We start from the raw sequence: 22,072 nt of genomic DNA, 5'->3' as shown, positions 1-22,072 counted from the left end.
CGCTGGGGTGTATCGCTCCGTAGGCTGGTCGCGCACAAGGTGCGCTCCTACAACAGCCCCGGTAACTCCATGCACTTCACTTCACCCACTTCCCGTCGGGAAGTGGGACTGCCTTTTCGCAAACGCCAGCTGTCACGCCTTGCCGTGAAACAACTCGCGTCCGATCAGCATGCGGCGGATCTCGTTGGTACCTGCGCCGATTTCATAGAGCTTTGCATCGCGCAACAAGCGGCCTGCCGGGAACTCGTTGATGTAGCCGTTGCCGCCGAGCGTCTGGATCGCTTCCAGCGCCACCTTCACCGCGTTCTCCGATGCATTGAGCAGGCAAGCGGCGGGGTCGATGCGTGACTTCACGTTGTGGTCGAACTGCTGGGCGACCATGTATGCGAAACCGCGGGAACTCTGCAGAGCGGTGTACATGTCGGCAATCTTGGCCTGCATCACGCCGAACGTGCCGATGGGGGCATTGAACTGCTTGCGCTCGCGCACGTAGGGCAGGGAGATGTCGAGCGCCGCCTGCATCAGTCCGATGGGGCCGCCCGACAGCACCAGGCGCTCGGTGTCGAGGCCGCTCATCAGCACGCGTACGCCCTCGTTCACTTCACCAACGATGTTCTCTTCCGGAATCTCGCAATCCTCGAACACCAGCTCGCAGGTGTTGGAGCCACGCATGCCGAGCTTGTCGAGCTTTTGCGCGGTGCTGAAGCCCTTCATGCCTTTTTCGACGATGAAGGCCGTCATGCAGCGGCTGCCTGCCGGACGCGGAGCGGTGCGCATGTAGACCAGCAGCACGTCGGCATCGGGGCCGTTGGTGATCCACATCTTGGAGCCGTTGGCGACCCACACGTCGCCCTTCTTCTCCGCCTTGCAGCTCATCGAGCCGACGACATCGGAACCGGCGCCCGGTTCGCTCATCGCCAGCGCGCCAACGTACTCGCCCGAACAAAGCTTGGGGATGTACTTGCGACGCTGTGCTTCGTTGCCGTTGTGGAAAATGTTCTGCACGCACAGATTGGAGTGCGCGCCATAGGAAAGACCGACCGAGCCGGACGCGCGCGAGATTTCCTCCATCGCCACCATGTGCGCGAGGAAGCCCATGCCGGTGCCGCCGTATTCTTCCGGAATGGTGATGCCGAGCAGGCCCATGTCGCCGAACTTGCGCCACAGGTCGGCGGGAAACAGGTTCTCGCGATCGATGTGGTCAGCGCGGGGAGCGATCTCCTTCTCGGCGAACGCGTGCACGCTGTCACGCAACAGATCGATCTCTTCACCCAGTGGAAACGGACGCATGCCTTCAAACTCCGGAATTGCGGAAGATCTCCATGGTACCGCGGCGGCCTTAACAAGCCGTTGCGCGACGCACAAGCCCTCGGGGGTCAGGCATCGGAGGTATTGAGTGTATTCGCCAGCTCGGCAAGCCGGTCGCGCTGGACCAGTACCTGCGCAAGCTGGCCTAGCGCGAGGCGGGCTGCATCGTCGTCGGCGCTCGCGGCGAAGGGCTCCAGCCATGCGGCATCGTCGGTGGTGACCTGCGCCGTGAGACCGTTGGCCAGCGCATCACCCAGTTGCGCCAGCGCCTTGACCGCAGCGTCACCGGCGCGAACCACGGCGTCGCGCGCTGCCGTCGATGCAATGATTTGGCGATTGGCGCCGAGCGCAGACAGCTGCCCCAGCAAGGTATGCGCCGCCGACTGAAATCGCAGCAGGCTTTCCGTGCCGCGGCTGTGGCGCCCTGGTTCGCGCAGCATGTTGGCGAGGACGGCGCTAAGCGTGGCGTTGGCGTTGTGCGCGTCGCGACGGGCAATGCGATAGTTCAGATCGTCACGACGACCGCTGGCGTACTGCGCGATGATCTGTTCGAGATAGCGCGCATCGCCACGCACGGTATCGGACAGCACCTCGTCGAAGCGGCGTCCCTGCCAGTCGGGCAGTACCAGACGCATGGCCAGCGCGGCGATGGCCGTGCCGATCAAGGTGTCCAGCAGGCGCGGCCACATCACGTCGTAACCGCTGCCTACCTGGTTGAAGCACAGCACCACGAACAGCGTGATGGCGGCTGTCGCGGTGGTGTAGCGGCGCAGTCGTGCCGCGAAAAAAATCACGCCCGACAGCACCACCAGCGGCATCTGCCATGGGCCGAACGGCAGCAGCTTCAACGTGGCCCAGCCGAGCACGAGGCCGACGACGGTACCCAGCACGCGCTGCACGAGCCGCAACTGGGTGGCGCCATAGCTGGGCTGGCACACCAGCAGGGTGGTCAACAGGATCCAATAGCCATGCCGCGGATGCATCGCAAGCAGCACCGCATAACCCACCAGCAGCGCCAGCGCTAGGCGCACGCCATGGCGAAAGCGAAACGACCGCGGCGTCAACTGGATGCGGATGCGTTCCCACGCATCGGTGATCGACTGCGGACCCGGGTGTTGCAGCAGTCGTTCCGAACGACTGCCGCTGAGTCCATGCGGCGCATGACTGGCCAGCAGTTGCTGGATCGAAGCGAGATTGCGCACCAGTGCATCCACCGCGCGCAGCAGATGTGCCGGTGGTGGTTTGGCTTGCTCGCGCAACGCGTCGAGCGCGCTGTGCAGATCGCTCACCGTGGCGACACTGTCGGCACGGTTCGTGGCGGTGGGCTTGGTGTGAAAACGCAGCGCCTCGGCTCGCTGACGGCAGGTTTGTGCTTCCAGCCGCAGCAGGTGTTCGCAGCGGAACAAGACGTCGCTATGAAATAGGGCCTCGGCCAACGCATCGTAGGGGTAATGGGCGGAACTGATGCGCTCGTGGATGTCCTGCGCGAGGAAGTACATCTGCAGTCGCGCGGCCATGGCGCCGCGGGGGCGGCGTGCACCGATGCGATCGACCAGCATCAGTCGCGTGTCGTTGAGCGCTTCCACCACCCGTTCGTTCTGCATCGCCAGCGCCCATTGCATCGCTTCGCGATCGACGCCGTGGACGGGTGTAAAGAGTGCCGCCTTGCCTTCCATGCAATCGGCCAGCGCATCGAACAACCGCGCCAGCGACAGGCGTAGCGCCTGCTGCGGCGCCAGCACACTCCACAGCAACGACAGCACGCCATACCAGGACGCGCCCGCCAGGAGCAGGGCGGGCTGATACCACCAGGGGCCACTGACCGCCTGGTCGGCGCCAATCATGGTGTACACCGCCAGCAGCAGCGTCGCGCCAGCCACCGTGGCGTAGCGCTCGCTCGCGGCGCCCAGCATCACCAGGGCGAAGGTGGACAGCGGCAAGCCGATGGCAAACAGCGCGGGGTAGGGAAACAACCATTGCACGGCCATCGCCGAGAACGCGAAGCAGGCCAGCGTCAGCAGCAAGGTGGTGAGGCGGCTGCGCCAGTGGTCCTCGGTCTCGGCCAGTGCACAGGCGATGATGCCCAGCAGGACCGACACCACCGCTTCGATGTGTCCGGTCCCGAAGCACCATGCGACCGCGCCGCTTAAGGCGAGGAGGACGCGCAGGCATTCGGCGTAACGGTCAGATCCGCGCACGCGGCGCCAGCGGTAGGCGAGGGAGGAGAGCATGACGCCAGCATACGATGCCGCCTCTTTCCTGTGGGAGCGCACCCTGTGCGCGACGGGGCGTGCGACAACCTGTCGGACATGCAGTCGCGCACAGGGTGCGCTCCCACAGGTGGTGGTCGCGGGCAAAAAAACGCCGGCACGAGGCCGGCGTTTTCTTCAAACCTGCCGCGAGTACTTACTGACCGCGCATGCGACCAGCGAAGCGCGGACCATGGTGGCCCATGGTCGGCAGCTTGATCTTGCCGATCGCTTCGATGCGCTCTTCGGCCAGACGGTCGGCCGCCTTGTAGGTCGGCACGCCTTCGGTCTTGGAGATTTCGAAGATGCGGCCCAGGTTGTAGTAGATGGTGCGCATCATGCGCATCGCACGCTCGCGGTTGTAGCCGTCGATTTCCAGCGACACGTTCATCACGCCGCCGGCGTTGACGGCATAGTCGGGCGCGTACAGCACGCCRCGACGCTGCAGCTCGTCGCCGATGGCGTCGGTGGCCAGCTGGTTGTTGGCCGCGCCGCAGATGATCTTGGCCTTGATGCGGTCGATGGTCTGGTCGTTGAGCGTGCCGCCCAGGGCGCACGGCGAGTAAACGTCGGCGTCGACGTCGTAGATCTCGTCCAGGCCCACGGCTTCGCAGCCCAGCTCATCCACGCAGCGCTGCACGGCATCCTTGTTGATGTCGGTGACGAACACCTTGGCGCCCTGTTCGCGCAGCAGCTTGATGAACTCGCTGCCCACGTGGCCGCAGCCCTGCACGGCGTAGCTGTACTTGCCCACGTCTTCGTTGCCGTGCTTGACCTGCAGCGCGGCCATCAGGCCCTGCAGCGTGCCGAACGCGGTGAACGGCGACGGGTCGCCCGAGCCGCCGTGCACCTGGTGCACGCCGGTCACGTATTCGGTTTCACGGAACACGTATTCCATGTCGTTGACGTCGATGCCGACGTCTTCGGCGGTGATGTAGCGACCGTTGAGCGAGTTGACGAACAGGCCGAACGCGCGGAACAGCGCCTCGGACTTGTCCTTACTCGGATCGCCGATGATCACCGCCTTGCCACCGCCCAGGTTCAGGCCGGCCACGGCGTTCTTGTAGGTCATGCCGCGCGACAGGCGCAGCACGTCATTCACCGCGTCCTGCTCGGTCTTGTACGGCCACATGCGCAGACCGCCGAGCGCAGGGCCCAGCACCGTGTTGTGGATCGCGATGATGGCCTTCAGGCCAGCGTCCTTGTTATGGCAGAAGACGACTTCTTCGTGACCCGTTTTGGCGATGGTTTCGAAAATCATTGGAACGGAAACTCCAAGTTGTGTGCCCGGGGACGGCACGCCGGAATGGCGGCGGGTACGGTGCAGCGCGGACCCGCCAAGGCTGAAAACGCCTGAAACTCAAACGCCCCAGCAGGGCTGGGGCGATGAATCGAGTTCCCAATTCTAATACGCGGCGGGGGAACACTGGTGCCGCGGCGCATCAAAGCGCGGCCGTACGGGCTTGCGAGCCCAGCGCAGACGCCTGCGAAACGGCGTCGCCACGGCAGTTGCCGCTTAGCCCTGCGCCCACACACCGACGCTGAGGTGCCAGCCGTCGCCGCGCTGCACGTAGTGCGGATGCACATAGTGGTAGCCCGGGCGCGCCGGCTCCCAATGGCCGTGCATGGCGACGTACTTGCGACCATTCCAGTGCCAGTATCCGCGAGCCCAGATATAGCCAGGCCGCGGGGCGGGTTCTTCTTCGATCACTACGGCCGGCGGCGCCTGCGGGGCAATCACTTCGACGTAGCCAGGGGCCGGCGCGGGTTGTTCGACAATGACGGGGCGGCGGCGCGGCGCGGGTTGTTCAACCACGCAGCCGCTGGCCAGCATGATGACGGTGGCGAGTGCGGCGAAACGAATCGTCGTAGACATCGACATGGATGAATGGCCTCTCTGTTTGAATGAAGGGAGCTGCGGCGCGGAACCATGACGCGCAAGGCTGTGCATCAGCTTTCATGCGGACGCAGGTTTTTCTCTTTTGCGGCAAGTACTTGCGAACGACTAACGGCAGCCTGCGCGCTCAGCTTGAACGGGTGGTCCAGTGGGGAGAGCGGGCGGCGTTGCGCCACCCGCCGTGAGTCAGGAGATCAACGGCCCCAGTAACCGTTATGCATGCGCCAACCATCGCGGGCGTGTTCCCAGTGCGGCTGGTGATAGACGTAACCAGGGCGGGCGCGGACCCAGGCGCCGCCCATCCAGACGTGGCGACCGCCATCCCAGCGCCAGTAACCCGGCGCCCACACATAACCCGCGCGCGGCGGCGGCACGACCTCATAACGCGGCGGCGGCGGTGCGACACCAATGCCGACGGAGACATCCACGCCAGCCGTGGCGGTTGGGGCATAGCTCATGGCGCCCGCGCTGGCGACGCCAAGAGCGGCGAGCAGGGCGAGTTTGCGGGTAATGCTCAGCATGATGAAGTCTCCTTGGTTGACGGCCGCACCCCGCGGCCTCACGACGGGGAACGGCGTATTTCCTTGCCTTGTTGACCGCCGCCGCCGGGCTCGTTCAGGTTCGCGCGGGCAAATCGCTGCGATCCATTCAGATTTTTGACGCGAAAAGAACGAACGGTCGTGCTATTTTATTGGCCATGAACGCTACGACCCTCGGCAAACGCGCCGCCACGCGCGAACTCATCCTCGATCACGCCTACGACATGGCGCGCCGCGACGGCCTGGAAGGGCTGTCCATCGGATCGCTGGCGGCAGACGTGGGCATGTCCAAGAGCGGTTTGTTTGCGCACTTTGGGTCGCGCGAGGAGCTCCAGCTGGCCGTCCTGGAAACCGGGCAGCTGCGGTTCCTGCAGAACGTGAAATGGCCTGCGCTGAAACTGCCGCGCGGCCTTGCCCGCGTCCGCGCGATCGTCACCAACTGGGTGGCGTGGGCGCAGGAATACCAGAGCGGCTGCGTGCTGCTCACCGCGGCGAGTGAATATGACGGCCGCGAGGGCGCCTTGCGCGATGTGGTGATCAAGCAGCAATCGGGCTGGCGGCAGGAGATGTGCCGCGCCATCGAACACGCCGTGGTGAACGGCGAGCTGAGCGACGACACCGACGCTCCTCAGCTGGCCTTTGAGATCTACGCACTCATGCTGGGCCTGCATCACGACGCCGGCCTGTTTGGTTTCGATGAAGCGCGCCGGCACACGCTGGCGGGCTTCGAGCGTCTCATCAACAGCTACAGCCCTCGCGCTGCGCGGAGCGTCACGCCATGAACCGCCAAACCCCTTCGGCCAAGCCTCACCGCCGCGGACCCGGCGCCTTCAAACTGGGCGTCGTGCGCGCCGGTTTTGCGCTGGGCAGCCGCATCGCGCCGAAGCGCGCGGTCAAAGGCGCGGTGCGCTTCTTCGTGACGCCCTTCGCCAGCAGTCGCGTTCGCGCGCAGGCTGCCAGGCCGGATCAGGACATGCAGCGCGGCGAGCTGGACGTGCATGGCAAGCGCATCGCCACCTATGTATGGGGTGATCCGTCGCGCCAGCCCTATGTGTTGCTGGTGCATGGCTGGTCAAGCTTCGGCCTGCGCTATCTGCCCTGGAGCGAACCCCTGCGCGAGATGGGTTATGCGCTGGTGGCGTTCGATCAGCCAGGGCATGGCCTGAGCGAGGGCCGCCACTGCACCTTGCCCGATTTCATCGAGACCGTGCGCGAAGTGGGCCGCCACTTCGGCAACGCGGCGCTCACCATCGCCCATTCACTGGGCGGTGCGGCCGCGACGATGGCCCAGGGTGAGGCATGGCACTCGAAGAAGCTGATCCTGATCGCTCCCGCCGCCGATCCGGTGGCGGCCACGCAGCGCTTCACCCAATTCGTGCGCCTGGGGCAGCATCTGAGCGGTCGCCTGCATGACGGGTTGGAGGCCATGACCGGCATCAATATCCACGATCTGCAGGTGCATCGTCATTTGCCATCACTGGGTCAGCCCGGCCTGATCGTGCATGACCTGGACGATCATGACGTGCCATGGGCGGAAGGCGAGCGCTATGCACGCCACTGGCGCGGCGCCCGTCTGTTCACCACCCAGGGCCTGGGGCATCACAAGGTGCTTGATGCGCCCGAGGTGATCGAGGCGTCGCTGGCATTTCTGCGAGGCGAGAGCATCGGGGAGCGCGTTGTGTCTTCGCCAAACTTGCCGTTTGGAGTCGATTGAGGCGCCAGTCGCGCACAGGGTGCGCTCCCACAGGAGGCGGCCGGCTGTTGTGGGAGCGCACCCTGTGCGCGACAGACCTCTCACGATACCTCTGCGCACGGTCGTCGCCGGAACCCCGAAAACCGTTGCCAATCAGCGCCCCTCCGCGCCGCAACATGTTCCAAACGCAACCATCCATTAAAATGGTGGGTCCGACGCACCCGCAGTCCCGGAGTCCCCATGAGTTCCCCCGCCCAGCACGTTTCCGCCAGCGCCGCCCATGCGGAAAGCCGCCCGTTGCGCTTCGTCACCGCCGCCAGCCTGTTCGACGGCCACGACGCGGCGATCAACATCATGCGTCGCATCATCCAGGCGCAGGGCGCCGAGGTCATCCATCTCGGTCATAACCGCTCGGTGGAAGACGTGGTACGCGCCGCACTGCAGGAAGACGCCGATGCGATCGCGCTGTCGTCCTACCAGGGCGGCCATGTCGAATACTTCAAGTACATGGTCGACATGCTGAAGGAACAGCATGCCTCGCACATCCGTGTGTTCGGCGGCGGCGGCGGCACCATCACGCCGGAAGAGATCCGCGAGTTGCAGGCATACGGCGTCGAGCGCATCTATCACCCGAACGACGGCATGAAGCTCGGCCTCACCGAGATGATCGAAGACGTGATGCTGCGCACGCGCGCCGCTGCCGTGAAGCGTGCGAAGGAAGAAGAAGCCAGCGTCGTCACGCCGATGGTCGACATCAGCAATGAGATCGCCGTGGGTCACGTGTTGTCGGCCATTGAAGAAGGCGAGCTGGCCGAGGCCGAACTGGAACACCTGCGCAAGCAGTGGAAGATGGCCGGCAAGCAGACGCCGGTGCTCGGCGTCACCGGTACCGGTGGCGCGGGCAAGTCCTCGGTGGTGGACGAACTGCTGCTGCGCTTCCTGCACGCGTTCCCCGAGATGCGCATCGCCGTGCTCGCGGTCGATCCGACGCGCCGCCGCAGCGGTGGCGCGCTGCTGGGCGATCGCATCCGCATGAATTCCCTGCGCAGCCATCGCGTGTATATGCGCTCGATGGCTACGCGCCGCCAGCACGCCGCGACCAGCGCCGTGCTGCGCGACTGCATCGATTTCCTCAAGGCGCAGCCGTACGACCTGGTGATCGTCGAAACCGCCGGCATCGGCCAGAGCGATTCGGAGATCGTCGACCTGGTGGATTTCCCCACCTACGTGATGACCAGCGATTACGGCGCGGCGAGCCAGCTCGAGAAAATCGACATGCTCGATTTCGCCGAGCTCATCGTGCTCAACAAATTCGACAAGCGCGGCGCGGAAGATGCGCTGCGCGACGTGCGCAAGCAGTGGAAGCGCAACCGCACCGCGTTCACCCTCACCGACGAACAGGTGCCGGTGTATCCGTCGATCGCCAGCCAGTTCAATGATCCGGGCGTGACCTGGATGTTCAGCAACCTGTGCCGCCTGATGCGCGAGAAGCTCAGCCTGCCGGCGGAGAAGTGGACGCCCAAGCTCGACACCACGCTGAAGGAACCGCGCGCCACCGTGCTCATTCCGGGTAGCCGCGTGCGCTACCTTGCAGAGATCGCCGAGCAGGGTCGCGGCATCAACAAAGAGATCGAGCACGAGGCGGAGTTCGCCAGCAAAGCCCAGCACTACTACGAATCGCTGAAGGAACTGGGCGATACGCACCTGCCGCGCGAACTGGCCCGCTATGAATCCGAGGCGCTGCACGAAGAGGGCGCCGATCGTACGTTGCTGACCCTGCGCCAGCGCTACAACGCGGCGATCAAGGAGCTCAGCCACGAAGCGATCCACCTGCTGCACGACTGGCCCAAGCGCTACAAGTCGGTGACCGACGAGGTCAACGAATACAAGGTGCGCGACAAGGTGATCCGCGTGGAGAACTACCGCGTGTCGCTGAGCCACCAGAAGATCCCGAAGGTCTCGCCGCCCAAGACCAAGGACTGGGGCGACCTGCTGCGCTTCCTGATGCGCGAGAACCTGCCCGGCTATTACCCGTATACCGGCGGTGTCTATCCGTATCGCCGCACCGGTGAAGATCCCACCCGCATGTTCGCGGGCGAGGGCACGCCCGAGCGCACCAATCGCCGCTTCCATTACCTGAGCCAGGGCGGTGCGGCCACGCGCCTGTCCACCGCGTTCGACTCGGTGACGCTGTACGGCGAAGACCCGGCGCCGCGCCCGGACATCTACGGCAAGATCGGCAACTCCGGCGTCAACATCGCCACGCTCGATGACATGAAGAAGCTGTATTCGGGCTTCGATCTCAGTGCGCCGAGCAGCTCCGTGTCGATGACCATCAACGGGCCGGCGCCGATCATCCTCGCGATGTTCATGAACACCGCGATCGACCAGAACGTCGAGAAGTATCTGAAGGAAGATCCGGCGCGCTGGGCAGCGGCGGAGAAGAAGATCGCCTCGATGTTCCCGAACGGCCGTCCGCAGTATTCGGGCGAGCTGCCCAAGGGCAACGAAGGCCTGGGCCTTGGCCTGCTCGGCATCACCGGCGACCAGCTGGTGGATGCGGACGCCTACGCGCGCATCAAGGAAGAAACTCTGCAGAACGTGCGCGGCACGGTGCAGGCGGACATCCTCAAAGAGGACCAGGCGCAGAACACCTGCATCTTCTCCACCGAATTCGCGCTGCGCATGATGGGCGACATCCAGCAGTATTTTGTCGACCACAAGGTGCGCAACTTCTATTCGGTGTCGATCTCCGGCTATCACATTGCCGAAGCCGGCGCGAACCCGATCAGCCAGTTGGCCTTCACGCTGAGCAACGGCTTCACCATCGTCGAGTACTATCTCGCGCGTGGCATGAGCATCGACGACTTCGCGCCGAACCTGTCGTTCTTCTTCTCCAACGGCATGGACCCGGAGTACACCGTGATCGGGCGCGTGGCGCGCCGCATCTGGGCCCGCGCGATGCGCGAGCGCTACGGCGCCAGCGCGCGCAGCCAGATGATGAAGTACCACATCCAGACCTCGGGCCGTTCGCTGCACGCGCAGGAAATCCAGTTCAACGACATCCGCACCACGCTGCAGGCGCTGTACGCGTTGTTCGACAACTGCAACAGCCTGCACACCAACGCGTACGACGAGGCGATCACCACCCCGACCGAAGAAAGCGTGCGTCGCGCGGTGGCGATCCAGATGATCATCAACAAGGAACTGGGCCTCAACTTCAACGAGAACCCCTGGCAGGGCAGCCACATCGTGGATGCGCTGACCGACATCGTCGAAGAGGCGGTGTACAAGGAGTTCGAGGCGATCAGCGAGCGCGGCGGCGTGCTCGGCGCGATGGACACCATGTACCAGCGCGGCAAGATCCAGGAAGAGTCGATGTACTACGAGCAGAAGAAGCACGACGGCAGCCTGCCGCTGATCGGCGTGAACACCTTCCTGCCCAAGGACCATGGCGGCGAGATCGCCACCGAGATCGAACTGATCCGCTCCACCGAAGGCGAGAAGGGCCAGCAGATCGACAACGTGCTGGCCTTTGGCAAGGCGCGCAATGCGCTGGCGCCGGAGAGCCTGAAGGTGTTGCAGGAGACGGCGCGTGATCGTCGCAATGTGTTTGAGCAGTTGATCGAGGCGGTGAAGTACAACTCGCTGGGGCAGATCAGTCATGCGTTGTATGACGTGGGTGGGGAGTATCGGCGGAATATGTGATTGGCCTTTTTTCTCTTCTGTTGGTGAAGGGGTGGGATAAGGTTAGGTTCTGAGAGAGYCGCTCCAATCGGGGCGGCTTTTTTTTTGTCATCCCGGCGCAGGCCGGAGGCGCTCTTCAACAGCCGGATGGCTGGTCATCCAGAGCCTCGGTGTTCGGTTGTCGCGATACCGCGATCTGGCTCGCCTGCCGCGGGCTTCCGTCCTCCTGCCGGAGGCCGGCCGCATCCATGCGGCCACCCTTCGGGCTTTCCTCCACCTGCCCGCCGCGTCATACGGGGACCCCGGGGATCAAGAGCCGAACAACGCGCGACGTTGCTGGGCCAAGCGGCTCCCTTGTAGGAGCGCACTTGTGCGCGACCAGCCGACGGAGCGATACATCCCAGCGCCGCGGTCGCGCACAAGTGCGCTCCTACAAGGGGTACGTCGCGGCTGTCGCATCAAAGCCGCTGATCGGTCCTTTGTGGGAGCGCACCCTGTGCGCGACAAGCCTACGGAGCGATACACCCAGGCGGGACGGTCGCGCACAGGGTGCGCTCCCACAGACAGGCGCTAGTCGCTGCCACAGGCACAGTTTCCGAACGGGCTGCCCGCAACATTTACCGGGTGCAGCGCCCACCGCGCTCTCCCGCACACCCGGCCATCCACCGCCATGCTAGCCTCCGATTTTCACCTCGCTGGCGACACCCATGCTCATCGTCCACCATCTCAACAACTCCCGTTCCCAGCGTGTGCTCTGGCTGCTGGAAGAGCTGGATGTGCCGTATGAGCTGCGCAAGTACGAGCGTGATCCCAAGACCATGCTGGCGCCGCCGGCATTGCGCGCCATCCATCCCTTGGGAAAATCGCCGGTGGTCGAGGACGACGGGCAGATCCTGGCGGAGTCGGGCGCCATCATCGAATACCTGGTCGACCGTTACGACACCGGTCGACTGGCTCCGCTGCCCGATATGCCTGAGCGCCTCCGCTTTACGTATTGGCTGCATTACGCCGAAGGCTCGGCCATGCCGCCGCTGCTGCTGAAGCTGGTGGCGTCGCGTATTGCCTCGGCGCCGATGCCGTTCTTCGCCAGGCCTATCGCGCGGCAGATCGCCAACAGGCTGCAGTCGACCTTTGTCGATCCGCAGCTGGCCTTGCATCTGAATTACGTCAACAACGAACTGGCGCAGACCGGCTGGTTCGTCGGCAGTGAATTCAGCGCGGCGGACATACAGATGAGCTTTCCGATGGAGGTAGCCATGGCGCGCAGCGGACTGCGGAGCAAGCTTCCGCACATCGCCGCATTTGTGAAGCGCGTGCAGCAGCGTCCGGCGTATCGACGTGCGCTGGAGCGTGGCGGTCCCTACACGCTGGGCTGATGGCGTGGTTCAAAGAGTGCGCTCTTGCGGGGGCTGGCCGGGGGTCTGCGTTTGGGTGGGTTGGTGATGGACCCTGTCCAAGCGCACGGCATTGCCCGCAAGAGCGCATTTTTTGCGCCACGTCATCGCCGCTTTCGACGCGACGAAATCAGGAAGGTTTGCAACCGGTGCCGCAGGTGCATGGTTGCTGCCCGCTCACCCGACCTGCGGCCGCCCGGCTGCAAGCCTTCCTGATCTCATCGACATGCCGGCACGCCGATGCGACCACTGGCCGTATCGAGAACGCCGATGGGACGAATCCGCTTACAGCGTGAGTTCCTGCTAAGGCAGTCGCCGGTTGTGTCGCGTTCGCGCAGGGGCGAACAGGCGGCGCTGACTGAGGCATATCAACAGATAAAGCGACGACAGGGCGAGGCCGCGCCATACAGCTGCGTCATCGCCAGGTCGCAAGATCAGTTGAACGATGGAGAGCACGAACAGCAGGCCCGACAGCACCATGCCGGCAGTTCGCCATCCGATAGCGCGGGAGCGGTTTGTGTGGATCGCCATGTCGATATTGTCGTCAGGCGATTCGTAAAGAATCGATATCGCCCAGCCGCGTGCGGCATATAAATCGCGTAAAGATTGCGACGCGCCGTTCGTTGGATCTTTCGAAACAACGAACCATCGCTTTGCTTGCAGCGCTCCGTCTCATGCGAGATGGACGTCCATAGTTCGACGCGCCGAGCACGCGCTAGACAGCCGCGCTTCATGCTCGCGAAAGTCCTTTGTAAGTTACAGACGTACGCAGTTAAAACGCTGTGTGAAGCGACAAGTCGGTGCAAGCAAGCGAAAGGTGGCTGCAGCTCTCGCGGAGTAACAGGGACACAGACTTTCCCTGTTACTTCATCCGAAGGCGCGTCGTGAAACTCCCCATCTTGATGTATCACAATATTGCGTCGGTGCCCGACGGCATCGATGTCTACCGCAGTCTCTATGTATCGCCCGCCAAGTTCTCGCGACAGATGGCCATGCTGCGAGCGCTGGGCTATCGCGGCCTGTCGATGTCCGATGCGATGCCTTACCTGCGCGGTGAGCGCACAGGCAAGGTGGCCGTGCTGACCCTCGACGATGGCTACGTCGACAACCTCGAATCCGCGCTGGACACGCTGCGTCGCCATGGTTTCACCGCGACATGCTATGCGGTGAGCGGTTACCTCGGGCAGTACAACGCCTGGGACGGCGAGAAGCTCGGTATCCGCAAGCCGCTGATGTCCGTCGAGCAACTGCGCGCGTGGCATGACGGCGGCATGGAGGTGGGCGCGCACTCGCGCACGCATGTGCGCCTGAGCCAGTGCACGGATCAACAGCAGCGCGACGAGATCCATGGCAGCAAGGCCGAGCTGGAAGATCGCCTCGGCGTCGGCGTGACACAGTTCTGCTACCCGTACGGCGATTACGACGATCGAGCGGTGGATGCCACGCGCGACGCAGGTTATGTCGCCGCGACGACGACGGATCGCGGGCGCGCGAGTGCCAGCGCGACGATCGATCTGTGGCGCCTGCCGCGCATCCAGGTGGCGCGCCATCACGTGTTGCCGCAGGTGGCAGCCAAGGTCCTCACCGGTTATGAGGATCGACGCGCATGAAGCTGCTCTTCGTTGGAACCAATCCCGAGAACACGGGAGCTGCCACGCATTTCGTGGCCTTGGCGCGTGCGTTGTCGCAGGCCGGGCATCAGGTGGAAAGCATCGTGTCCCGCCATGGCCTGATCGGCGCAGGGATGGAATCGGCCGGTATTGCCACCTTTCCCAGCACATTCCGCAATGCGTTCGATTTGCGCGGCTATGCCACCGTGCTTCATCGCGTCGCGCAGTTCGCGCCCGACTGGCTGGTGGGCAACTTCGGCAAGGAATACTGGCCCTTGATCGTCTGCGGTCGCCTGACCGGTACGCCGGTGGCTTTGTTCCGCCATCGCAATCCGCGCATGAGCAAGTTGTCCGAGTATGGCGTGCCGCGATTGGCGCAGCGCTTCATCGCTGTATCTGACTACGCCAGAGATGCTTATCTCGCGCGAGGCGTGCCGCCGGATCTCGTGCACATCTCATATAACCCGGTCGACACCAACCTCTATCGTCCCGATCCGCAGCGGCAGGCGCAGGTGCGTCGCGAATTTGGCATACCCGAAGACGCAGTGGTGATGGGTTACGCCGGACGCATGCACGGCGGCAAGGGTGTTGCGCAACTCATGCAGGCTGCCAATGCCGCCATGGCCAGAGAACCGCGCCTGCACGTGCTGTGGGTAGGTAATGGTCCGGAAGAACACGTGCTGCATGGCATGGCCGAGCAGGGCGGTGCGGCGACGCGGCATCACTTCACCGGTTGGGTGGACGACACGGCGCGCTATTGCCCGGCATTCTCCTTCCTCGCCTTTCCCTCGGTGGAGCCGGAGACGTTTGGCCGTGTGGCCATCGAAGCAGAGTCGTGCGGGGTACCGGTGCTAGGCAGTCGCATCGGCGGCATTCCGGAAACCATGGAAGATGGCGTCACCGGGTTGCTGATCGAGCCAGGCGATATCGCCGCTTGGCGGGATGCGATCGTGACCATGTGCGACCCCGAGCTATCTCGCCGCATGGGCGTCGCCGCGCGCGTCCATGTGATGGAGTGTTTCAGCAATGTGGCAGTCGCACGAGATTTCGAATGGCTGCTGCGATTTGGTGGCGCACCGGTGCCGCATCTACATCACATCGCCACTTGAGCAGGCTCAAGAACTTACGTCCATGTGGTCATGGCAAATGCTCATAAAGAGAGCTTGCTGCGCTGTCATCTCACTGTCATAAAGCGTCTACACTCTGAGGTGATAGCGCCGGCGGGTTGGCCGCGCGCGTCCGTTTTTTCCGAGCGCTTACGTGGGGAGAAACACATGCGCAGCAAGCTGGCAGTTGCCCTGGCCTTCGCCGTATGCGCGACCGGCGCGCATGCCGATGGCAATAGCAATAACAATAGCTTCAATGACATCTTCACCAACGCCCACGTCGATGGCGAGTTGCGTCTCTACGACTTCGATCGCCTCTACGAGACACCCACCACGCCGGATGCGCATGCGCTCTCGCTGGCTGCGCTGATCAATGCGCAGACGGGTGCGTTCTGGGGCGGCTTCAGTGTCGGCGGTTCGTTCGTGACGGCCAACATGCTGGGCACCAAGGACGACAATCCCGCCAAGGTCGACACCTCGCTGATGGGCCCCAATAGCTCGCTGGGCGCCTGGAGCCAGGCCTATCTGCAATTCAAGCGCGACTGGTTTCTGTTCCGTGGCGGCTACCAGTACCTCAACACGCCGTGGATGGGCGGCAATGATTCGCGCGTGATTCCTTCGTCGTACAACGCGGCGCTGGCGCAATTCATGCCGCTGAAAGACTGGAACATCTTCGCCATCCGCACCTTCAGCTGGAAGAGTCGTACCTCGAACGGCATGTACGACGACAACCTGTACTACCCGTCGAAATACAGCGGCGATTCGATGTACGGCAACAACGGCGCGCTGCCGCTGACGGCGCCCGAAGCCAACGGCACCTGGGCCGCTGGCACCAACTACACCGCCGGCGGTTTCAAGGGCGAGGCCTGGTACTACAACTTCCTCCGCTTCGCGCGAATGGGCTATGTCAACGGCAGCTATACCTTCACCACCGGCACGCCGTTCAATCCCTTCATTGCGGTGCAGGCGCTCGAAGAGAACAGCAGTAGCAGCGACAACATCTTCGTGCAGACCCAAACCAAACTGGTGGGCGTGGCGGGCGATCGGGTGAAGGCCGAGGCGTGGGGCGCGGATATCGGTACATCGATCTACGACGGCCGCATCGACTTTGCCTATAACAAGCTCGAAAGCGAATCCGGCGCGGTCGGCAACGGCGCGCTCATTTCACCGTACACGGTGAACTACGGTACCGATCCGCTGTTCACCACATCGATGATCCGCGGCCTGGTGGAGATCGGCCCGGGCCATGCGTGGAAGGGTCGCGCGCAATACAACTTCTTCGACAAGAAGCTGCAGTTGGTGGCGGCCTACGCGAAGTACGACTCGGTCGAACGCGGCACCAGCCACGACTTGTACTTCGACATCATCTACAACATGGACAGCGTGCTCAAAGGCCTGCAGTTGCGCGATCGCTGGGAGCGCTCGGTGGGCGGCATCGCCAACCTCAATCCGGGCAATGAGTCGTTCACCTATAACCGCGTGATGATCTCGTACAAGTTCTGATCGACCCGCGCTGGCGGCGCGTGGCCGCCAGCGCCACCCCACGGCTTGCATCGATCGCGCGTTCACGCCGTCGCGACAAAAAAGCGCTTGACTCTCGATTAACCAAGTGGTTAATTGACGACCATGGCCACTACCCAAGACAGCTTGTCGCTCACCTTCAGCGCGTTGGCCGACCCCACGCGACGCGCCATCCTGACCCGCCTGGCCAGGAGCGACGCCACCGTCGGTGAGCTGGGCGAACCCTTCGACATGTCGGCACCGGCCATATCCAAGCACCTGCGCGTGCTGGAAGGCGCCGGCCTGATCGCACGGGAAGTGGACGCCCGCTGGCGTATCTGCCGTCTTCGGGCGGAGCCCATGCATGACGCGCACGATTGGCTGGAGGCCTATCGCCGTCATTGGGAAGACAGCCTGGATCGACTGGTTGAGTTTGTCGAACAGACCCATCGCGCCGATGCAAAGAAGCGTGGCAAAGGCGCCCCACGTGTACCGAGGAAAAAGCCATGAGCACCCAAGCTGCAACGTTCGAGCTGGAAATGACCCGCTTCATCCGCGCGCCGCGGGAGAAAGTGTTCGATGCTTTCACTGACGAATCCGCGCTTGCCGCATGGCACTGCCCACGCGGCCTGCATGTGGGCGAGGTGGCGACCGATGTGCGAGTGGGTGGGCGCTACCGCGTCACGATGGTGAAGAAGGACGGCACCGTGCACGGCTCCAGCGGCACCTACCAGGTGATCGAGCGGCCCAAGTTCCTCGCCTACACCTGGGCCTGGGATGGCGAAGGCGACCTCGCTGCGCGCACCACGCTGATCGAGGTGACGCTGACCGAGAAAGACGGCGGTACGCAGCTGCACATGCGCCACACCGGCTTCCCCGATGCGGCCATCCGCGACGACCACAACCAGGGTTGGACGTCTGTCTTCAACCGGCTGGCGGACTATCTCGATCCGGATGGCTCAGCCGGTTCTGTGGTGTTGGTGGGCAGTCCGATCAGCCCGTACGTGCGTGCCGTACGCATGGCGATGGCGGAGAAGGGCGTGGCGTACGCGCTCAAGTCGGTGGCCCCGCATTCGGCCGAGGCCGATGCGATCCATCCGTTCGGCCGCATCCCGGCCATGTACGACGGCCCGCTGCAGTTCTATGAAACGCGCGCCATCCTGCGCTACATCGACGAAGCCTTCGATGGACCGGATCTGCTGCCCACCAGTGGCGTCACCTCGCGCGCCAGGGCGGAGCAGTGGTACAGCGTGTTGGACGATTACGGCTACGACGCCATCGTCACGCGCTTGATCCTGCAGTACATGTTTCCATCGGGCCCCGAGCCGGACCGCGCCATCATCGACGCTGCGTTGCCCGATATCGACCGCCTTTTGGCCACGTTGGATGCAGGCTACGGCCAGCGCGATTTCCTGATCGGCAACGCACCGTGCATCGCCGACTATCTCGCCGCACCGCTGCTCTATTCGCTGGCGCAGACGCCGGAAGGCCCAGGCCTGTTGGCGAAATATCGCAACGTGCAGCGAGCCATGCGGGTGATACAGGCACGGCCCAGCTTCATCGCGGCGGGGGCTGCCGTCGAGGGCGATCGCGCCGCCTCCAATGTCACGCCGTTGCGCAAGGCGAGCGCTGCGTAACGAATGATGAGTAAGCAGGCCGGAGCAACGCTGCCGTTGCTCCGGCCTCGCAGCACTCAATAGAGCGGCGTGCCTGCGTTATAGGCACTCACGAACGACTGCCAGTCCAGCGAAACTTGGGCCGCGTAGTTGAAAGCGAATGTCGACAATTCCGACTGAAGTCCGCTTGTGCTGCTGACCGCAGCGGTAATCTGTTTGTCGATGCTGTACGACACGATGGCGCTGTTGTAGTCCTGGTCGGAGATCGCGTGCGCCGAGGCGAGCGCCTGTCCCAGATACGTGGCCGCCGTGTTGAGCTTGCCTGCGCTGCTGAGCTGGGTGTAATCAAAATCTTCCTCGAACGGCGACTTCTCGTGGAAGTAAAAGGCCATGCCATTGATGGTGGCGTAGCCGATCAAGACGTCCGCGTTGAGGGTCTGCGCCTTGGCGGTCATCGCGACGCGATTGGCCTCGTTGTTGCTGTAATCGGCGGCAGGCAGCTGGCCGTTGTCGGCCTCTGCCACCACACTGCCCAGTTCCTGCTTGAGCTCGAGGATCACATCGTCCGAGGTCGACGTCGATGGGCCTTCGATCAGCACGTAGTAGCGCAGCTTGCCCAGGCTGCCCACGCCGGAGCCGAGTTTCTGGCGGATATCCTTCACCTGGTAATAGCTGGCCGCGTAGCGCTTGGACGATGAAATGCTGCTGATATAGCTGTTCATCGCCGCCACGATGGCGTTGTACGTGCTGCTGTTGACCGCGGCAAGGGTGCCGGCGATGGTCTGGAAAGTGCGGGTGCTGCCGCTCACCTGGGTGTACTTGCTCAGCAGGCTGGCGCGCGAGTCGCCCTTGGAATCGCTGATGGTGTCTTGCACGGCGCCGGAGGTATTGCCGTTCTTCAGCTGGAAGCTCAGCTCGTCGCTGCTGCCCTTGAAGTCGTTCATCTCGCTCATGTACGCCGACACCATCGTATTGATCGCGGTGGTGATGTCGCTGTCGGCAATGCCGTTGGCGCGGCCGGCCAGCACCATGCTGGTGGCGAGGCGGCGCAGGTCCCACACGTACTGGCCGAGATAGCCCTCGTCGAAATCGTCGACAGAGAACACGTTGTTGCCGCTGCTGTCCTGCCACGCACCGAAATTGCCGATGTGCGCATCGCCGCCGATCCAGGTGAAACCTGTCTGTGACGTTGTATACGCCGACGCCGGGAGCGTGGTCATGTCCTGGTAGAAGATGTGATCGGTGCCGCGATAGAAGTTGAACGCGCTCGCCGCCATGGTCGACATCTTGGTGGCGAGGTCGGCGCTGTCCGTGGCGGCCAGCGGATGATTGGTGTTGTAGATCTGCGATACCACCCAGCTGGTACGCGACGTGGCTGCCTGGGCAGCCGAAGCGAACAGCAGGCCGGCCGTAGCCAGTGCCAACAAGGCCTTCTTCATTGGGTCATCCCCCCGGATGCGTGAACCAGGCGCGGACCACCCGCGCCGGACAAGGTCGCCGCGGATTCAAGCAATGCGGGGTGACAGCGGCATGACGCTGGCAAGGCCGGCAAGACCTTGCGACGTCGTCAAGGATGGGGACGAACGACAGTGCGTCCCCTGAAGCGGGTCAGGCGGTGACTTCGCTCGCCGCCACTGCCAGTCCCGACACCACGCCCAGCGACGGATCGCCGTGCACCAGCGGAACCTCGGGGAAACACGACTGCACGCGTGCCTTGACCTGGGGCGAGCGCGAGGTGCCGCCGGTAAGGAAGACGCTGGCGGGCAGGGCGGCCAGGTCGTCGCGCACGGTGGTGAGTGTGCGCTCCAGCTGGATGAGGAAGGGCTCGATGGCCGTGTCCAGATCGCTGCGCGTGGTGTCCACGGCGAGGCCGTGTTCGATGAAATCCAGCGGCGCACGATGGGTGCTGTCGCTGCTCAGCATGATCTTGGTGCGTTCGGCCGTCTGATTGAGCCGCGTGGTGGCGCCCAGTTCCTGCAGGGCGCGCAGGCGTGGGCCATAGGGCGCGGCGACCAGGCGATAGTTCTGTTTGCGGAACTCGCGCTGCTTGGGCAGGTTGTGCACGCTGGCCGCTTCCACGAACTGGTGCTGCGGAATGCGCACGATGTCCTTGCCCATCAGCGGCATGAAGCTGTGCAGACTCACGCCCACGTCCAGATCGGTGCCGCCCTTGGGCAGGCCCCAATTGCGCGCGATGAACGGCGATGCGTCGCCACCCAGCTCCGCATGCGTCACGTCGGTGGTGCCGCCGCCGATGTCCACGATCAGCGCGTGCTGCCGGTCGCTGAGGCTCTTGTGGTAATGCATGGCCGCCGCGGCGGGTTCTTCCAGGAAACTCACCTCGTCAAAACCCGCCGCCGCCGCCGCTTCGCGCAGAATCTCCATGGCCTGTTCGGAACCTGCCGCGCCCATCGAGCTGCGAAATTCCACCGGGCGTCCAATCACCGCGCCGCGCACGGCTTCACCGAACTGGCGGCTGGCGGTGAGACGAATGTGTTCGAGGATATGCGTGGCAATGTGCACGATCACCTTGCGCACCTGCGGGTCCAGTCGATAGCCGAACATCGACTTGGGCGATTCGATGAGGTTGCCGCCGCCGCTTTCCAGATAGCCTTCCACCGCGTCTTCGCCGAACAGCGCATGCTGGAAGCTGGCGACCGAGGCGGTGGCCGCGCGCGCCTGTTCTTCCATCCATTGGCGGCGGACCACGCGCAAGGCATCGCGGCGCAGGTCGGCGTCCGAGCGGGCTGCCTCGTTGCCTGCCGCAGCGAGTCGGCGCAGATCGAGTCGGGCCGAGCGCATATGGGCTTCCATCTGCGCTTCCAGCTCGGGCGTGAGCTCGAAGTCGTTCGGGTCAGGCACCAGTTCGGGGAAATACACGGCCGTGCGGAACTGCTCGGCGGCGCCGAAGCGCACGAGCGTGAGTTCGCCGCCGATGATGGCGGCGGCCGCCGAATAGCTGGTGCCGAAGTCGATGCCGATGTGCATAGAGAAGCCGCGCGCTTAGGGGCAATCAACCATTATCTCAGGTCTGGCGATGGCGTGCCGAGATGGTGCGTCTCATGCCATCTGCGAGCGCGGCTCAATGGGGCGGTATCCCGGCAGCGCCGCGGCGATCGCACATGCCCAACCCCCGGGTTATAAGCATGTGCGATGTCGCGGCCGGGCGTCAGTGCGCCTTGCGGCGTGCTGAACGTAGAACGGGCTCATCGGCTTGACCGTCGACACCATCGGGTCTTTGGCCTGAGCGAGCATCTGCTGAAGCGGGGTGCACAGTGCGCCCATCACGCGCAATGCGCCATTCCCCATGTGGCACAGGACGGGTGTCGTAGGGATGGGACTACCGGCGGCTCATGGTGGCTGAGTGGCGCCCAGGCCCATCGCCGCCTTGGACCTCATCGCCGAGAGTAGGTCAGCGGCCGTCTCGCTTGAGAACGTCGGCGGCAAACACCACATTGGAGGTCAGCTGCGTT

Annotated in this window: 16 protein-coding genes; 9 read left to right on the top strand and 7 right to left on the bottom strand. The window is 63.9% G+C overall.

From position 1 onward, the window contains the following. Positions 1-132: 132 nt before the first annotated feature. The 5 genes from AC1DE1_RS11285 to AC1DE1_RS11265 all read right to left on the bottom strand — a co-directional run bounded on the left by AC1DE1_RS11285 (position 133) and on the right by AC1DE1_RS11265 (position 5,975). Positions 133-1,290: an isovaleryl-CoA dehydrogenase gene (locus AC1DE1_RS11285; protein ID WP_477163581.1), complete on the bottom strand. Its 1,158-nt coding sequence runs from the start codon at positions 1,288-1,290 to the stop codon at positions 133-135. An 86-nt stretch (positions 1,291-1,376) separates the two neighbouring features. Then, the gene (yccS, locus tag AC1DE1_RS11280) at positions 1,377-3,539 is read right to left on the bottom strand and encodes a YccS family putative transporter (protein WP_477179087.1); all 2,163 of its coding nucleotides are present in this window, start codon (positions 3,537-3,539) and stop codon (positions 1,377-1,379) included. A 175-nt stretch (positions 3,540-3,714) separates the two neighbouring features. Continuing rightward, entirely contained in the window at positions 3,715-4,818 is a 1,104-nt protein-coding gene (locus tag AC1DE1_RS11275) for a Glu/Leu/Phe/Val dehydrogenase dimerization domain-containing protein (RefSeq protein WP_441604257.1), read from the bottom strand. 255 nt (positions 4,819-5,073) lie between these two features. After that, positions 5,074-5,439, bottom strand: a complete 366-nt coding sequence (locus AC1DE1_RS11270) for a YXWGXW repeat-containing protein (protein WP_441604256.1) — start codon at positions 5,437-5,439, stop codon at positions 5,074-5,076. Between the two features lie 209 nt (positions 5,440-5,648). After that, entirely contained in the window at positions 5,649-5,975 is a 327-nt protein-coding gene (locus tag AC1DE1_RS11265) for a YXWGXW repeat-containing protein (protein WP_441611094.1), read from the bottom strand. A gap of 68 nt (positions 5,976-6,043) precedes the next feature. On the opposite strand from AC1DE1_RS11265, the gene AC1DE1_RS11260 reads away from it, so the two are divergent. The 9 genes from AC1DE1_RS11260 to AC1DE1_RS11220 all read left to right on the top strand — a co-directional run bounded on the left by AC1DE1_RS11260 (position 6,044) and on the right by AC1DE1_RS11220 (position 18,620). After that, positions 6,044-6,775, top strand: coding sequence for a TetR/AcrR family transcriptional regulator (locus AC1DE1_RS11260; RefSeq protein ID WP_477179086.1), 732 nt, complete (start codon positions 6,044-6,046; stop codon positions 6,773-6,775). Further along, entirely contained in the window at positions 6,772-7,707 is a 936-nt protein-coding gene (locus AC1DE1_RS11255) for an alpha/beta hydrolase (protein ID WP_477179085.1), read from the top strand. The genes AC1DE1_RS11260 and AC1DE1_RS11255 overlap by 4 nt, the downstream gene beginning before the upstream one ends. A gap of 219 nt (positions 7,708-7,926) precedes the next feature. Beyond that, positions 7,927-11,394 (top strand): methylmalonyl-CoA mutase family protein, encoded by a 3,468-nt coding sequence (locus tag AC1DE1_RS11250; RefSeq protein ID WP_477176072.1) that lies wholly within the window; start codon positions 7,927-7,929, stop codon positions 11,392-11,394. Between the two features lie 686 nt (positions 11,395-12,080). Beyond that, a complete protein-coding gene (locus AC1DE1_RS11245; protein WP_477176073.1) occupies positions 12,081-12,749 on the top strand; it encodes a glutathione S-transferase family protein in 669 nt (222 codons plus the stop codon). Between the two features lie 920 nt (positions 12,750-13,669). Beyond that, positions 13,670-14,377 carry a polysaccharide deacetylase family protein gene (locus AC1DE1_RS11240; RefSeq protein ID WP_477176192.1) on the top strand — a complete coding sequence of 236 codons (708 nt, stop codon included), beginning with the start codon at positions 13,670-13,672 and terminating at the stop codon, positions 14,375-14,377. Beyond that, entirely contained in the window at positions 14,374-15,486 is a 1,113-nt protein-coding gene (locus tag AC1DE1_RS11235; RefSeq protein ID WP_477176074.1) for a glycosyltransferase family 4 protein, read from the top strand. The genes AC1DE1_RS11240 and AC1DE1_RS11235 overlap by 4 nt, the downstream gene beginning before the upstream one ends. A 165-nt stretch (positions 15,487-15,651) precedes the next feature. Then, entirely contained in the window at positions 15,652-16,986 is a 1,335-nt protein-coding gene (locus AC1DE1_RS11230) for a hypothetical protein (protein WP_477176075.1), read from the top strand. 123 nt (positions 16,987-17,109) lie between these two features. Beyond that, entirely contained in the window at positions 17,110-17,493 is a 384-nt protein-coding gene (locus AC1DE1_RS11225) for an ArsR/SmtB family transcription factor (RefSeq protein WP_441604248.1), read from the top strand. Beyond that, positions 17,490-18,620 carry an SRPBCC domain-containing protein gene (locus AC1DE1_RS11220; protein ID WP_477176076.1) on the top strand — a complete coding sequence of 377 codons (1,131 nt, stop codon included), beginning with the start codon at positions 17,490-17,492 and terminating at the stop codon, positions 18,618-18,620. The genes AC1DE1_RS11225 and AC1DE1_RS11220 overlap by 4 nt, the downstream gene beginning before the upstream one ends. A 56-nt stretch (positions 18,621-18,676) precedes the next feature. Here the strand turns inward: AC1DE1_RS11220 and AC1DE1_RS11215 are convergent, their stop codons facing one another. Both AC1DE1_RS11215 and AC1DE1_RS11210 read right to left on the bottom strand, forming a co-directional pair. Continuing rightward, on the bottom strand, positions 18,677-20,038 hold the full coding sequence (locus AC1DE1_RS11215; RefSeq protein WP_477176077.1) for a DUF2252 domain-containing protein: 1,362 nt from the start codon (positions 20,036-20,038) through the stop codon (positions 18,677-18,679). Between the two features lie 169 nt (positions 20,039-20,207). Next, complete coding sequence (locus tag AC1DE1_RS11210) at positions 20,208-21,587, bottom strand: Hsp70 family protein (protein WP_477179084.1); 1,380 nt, start codon at positions 21,585-21,587, stop codon at positions 20,208-20,210. Positions 21,588-22,072 lie beyond the last annotated feature (485 nt).

The sequence above is a fragment of the Dyella sp. 05T440 genome (assembly GCF_056395965.1).
Note: the sequence above shows the minus strand (reverse complement) of the source record. Positions and strands in the feature narration are given on the sequence as shown.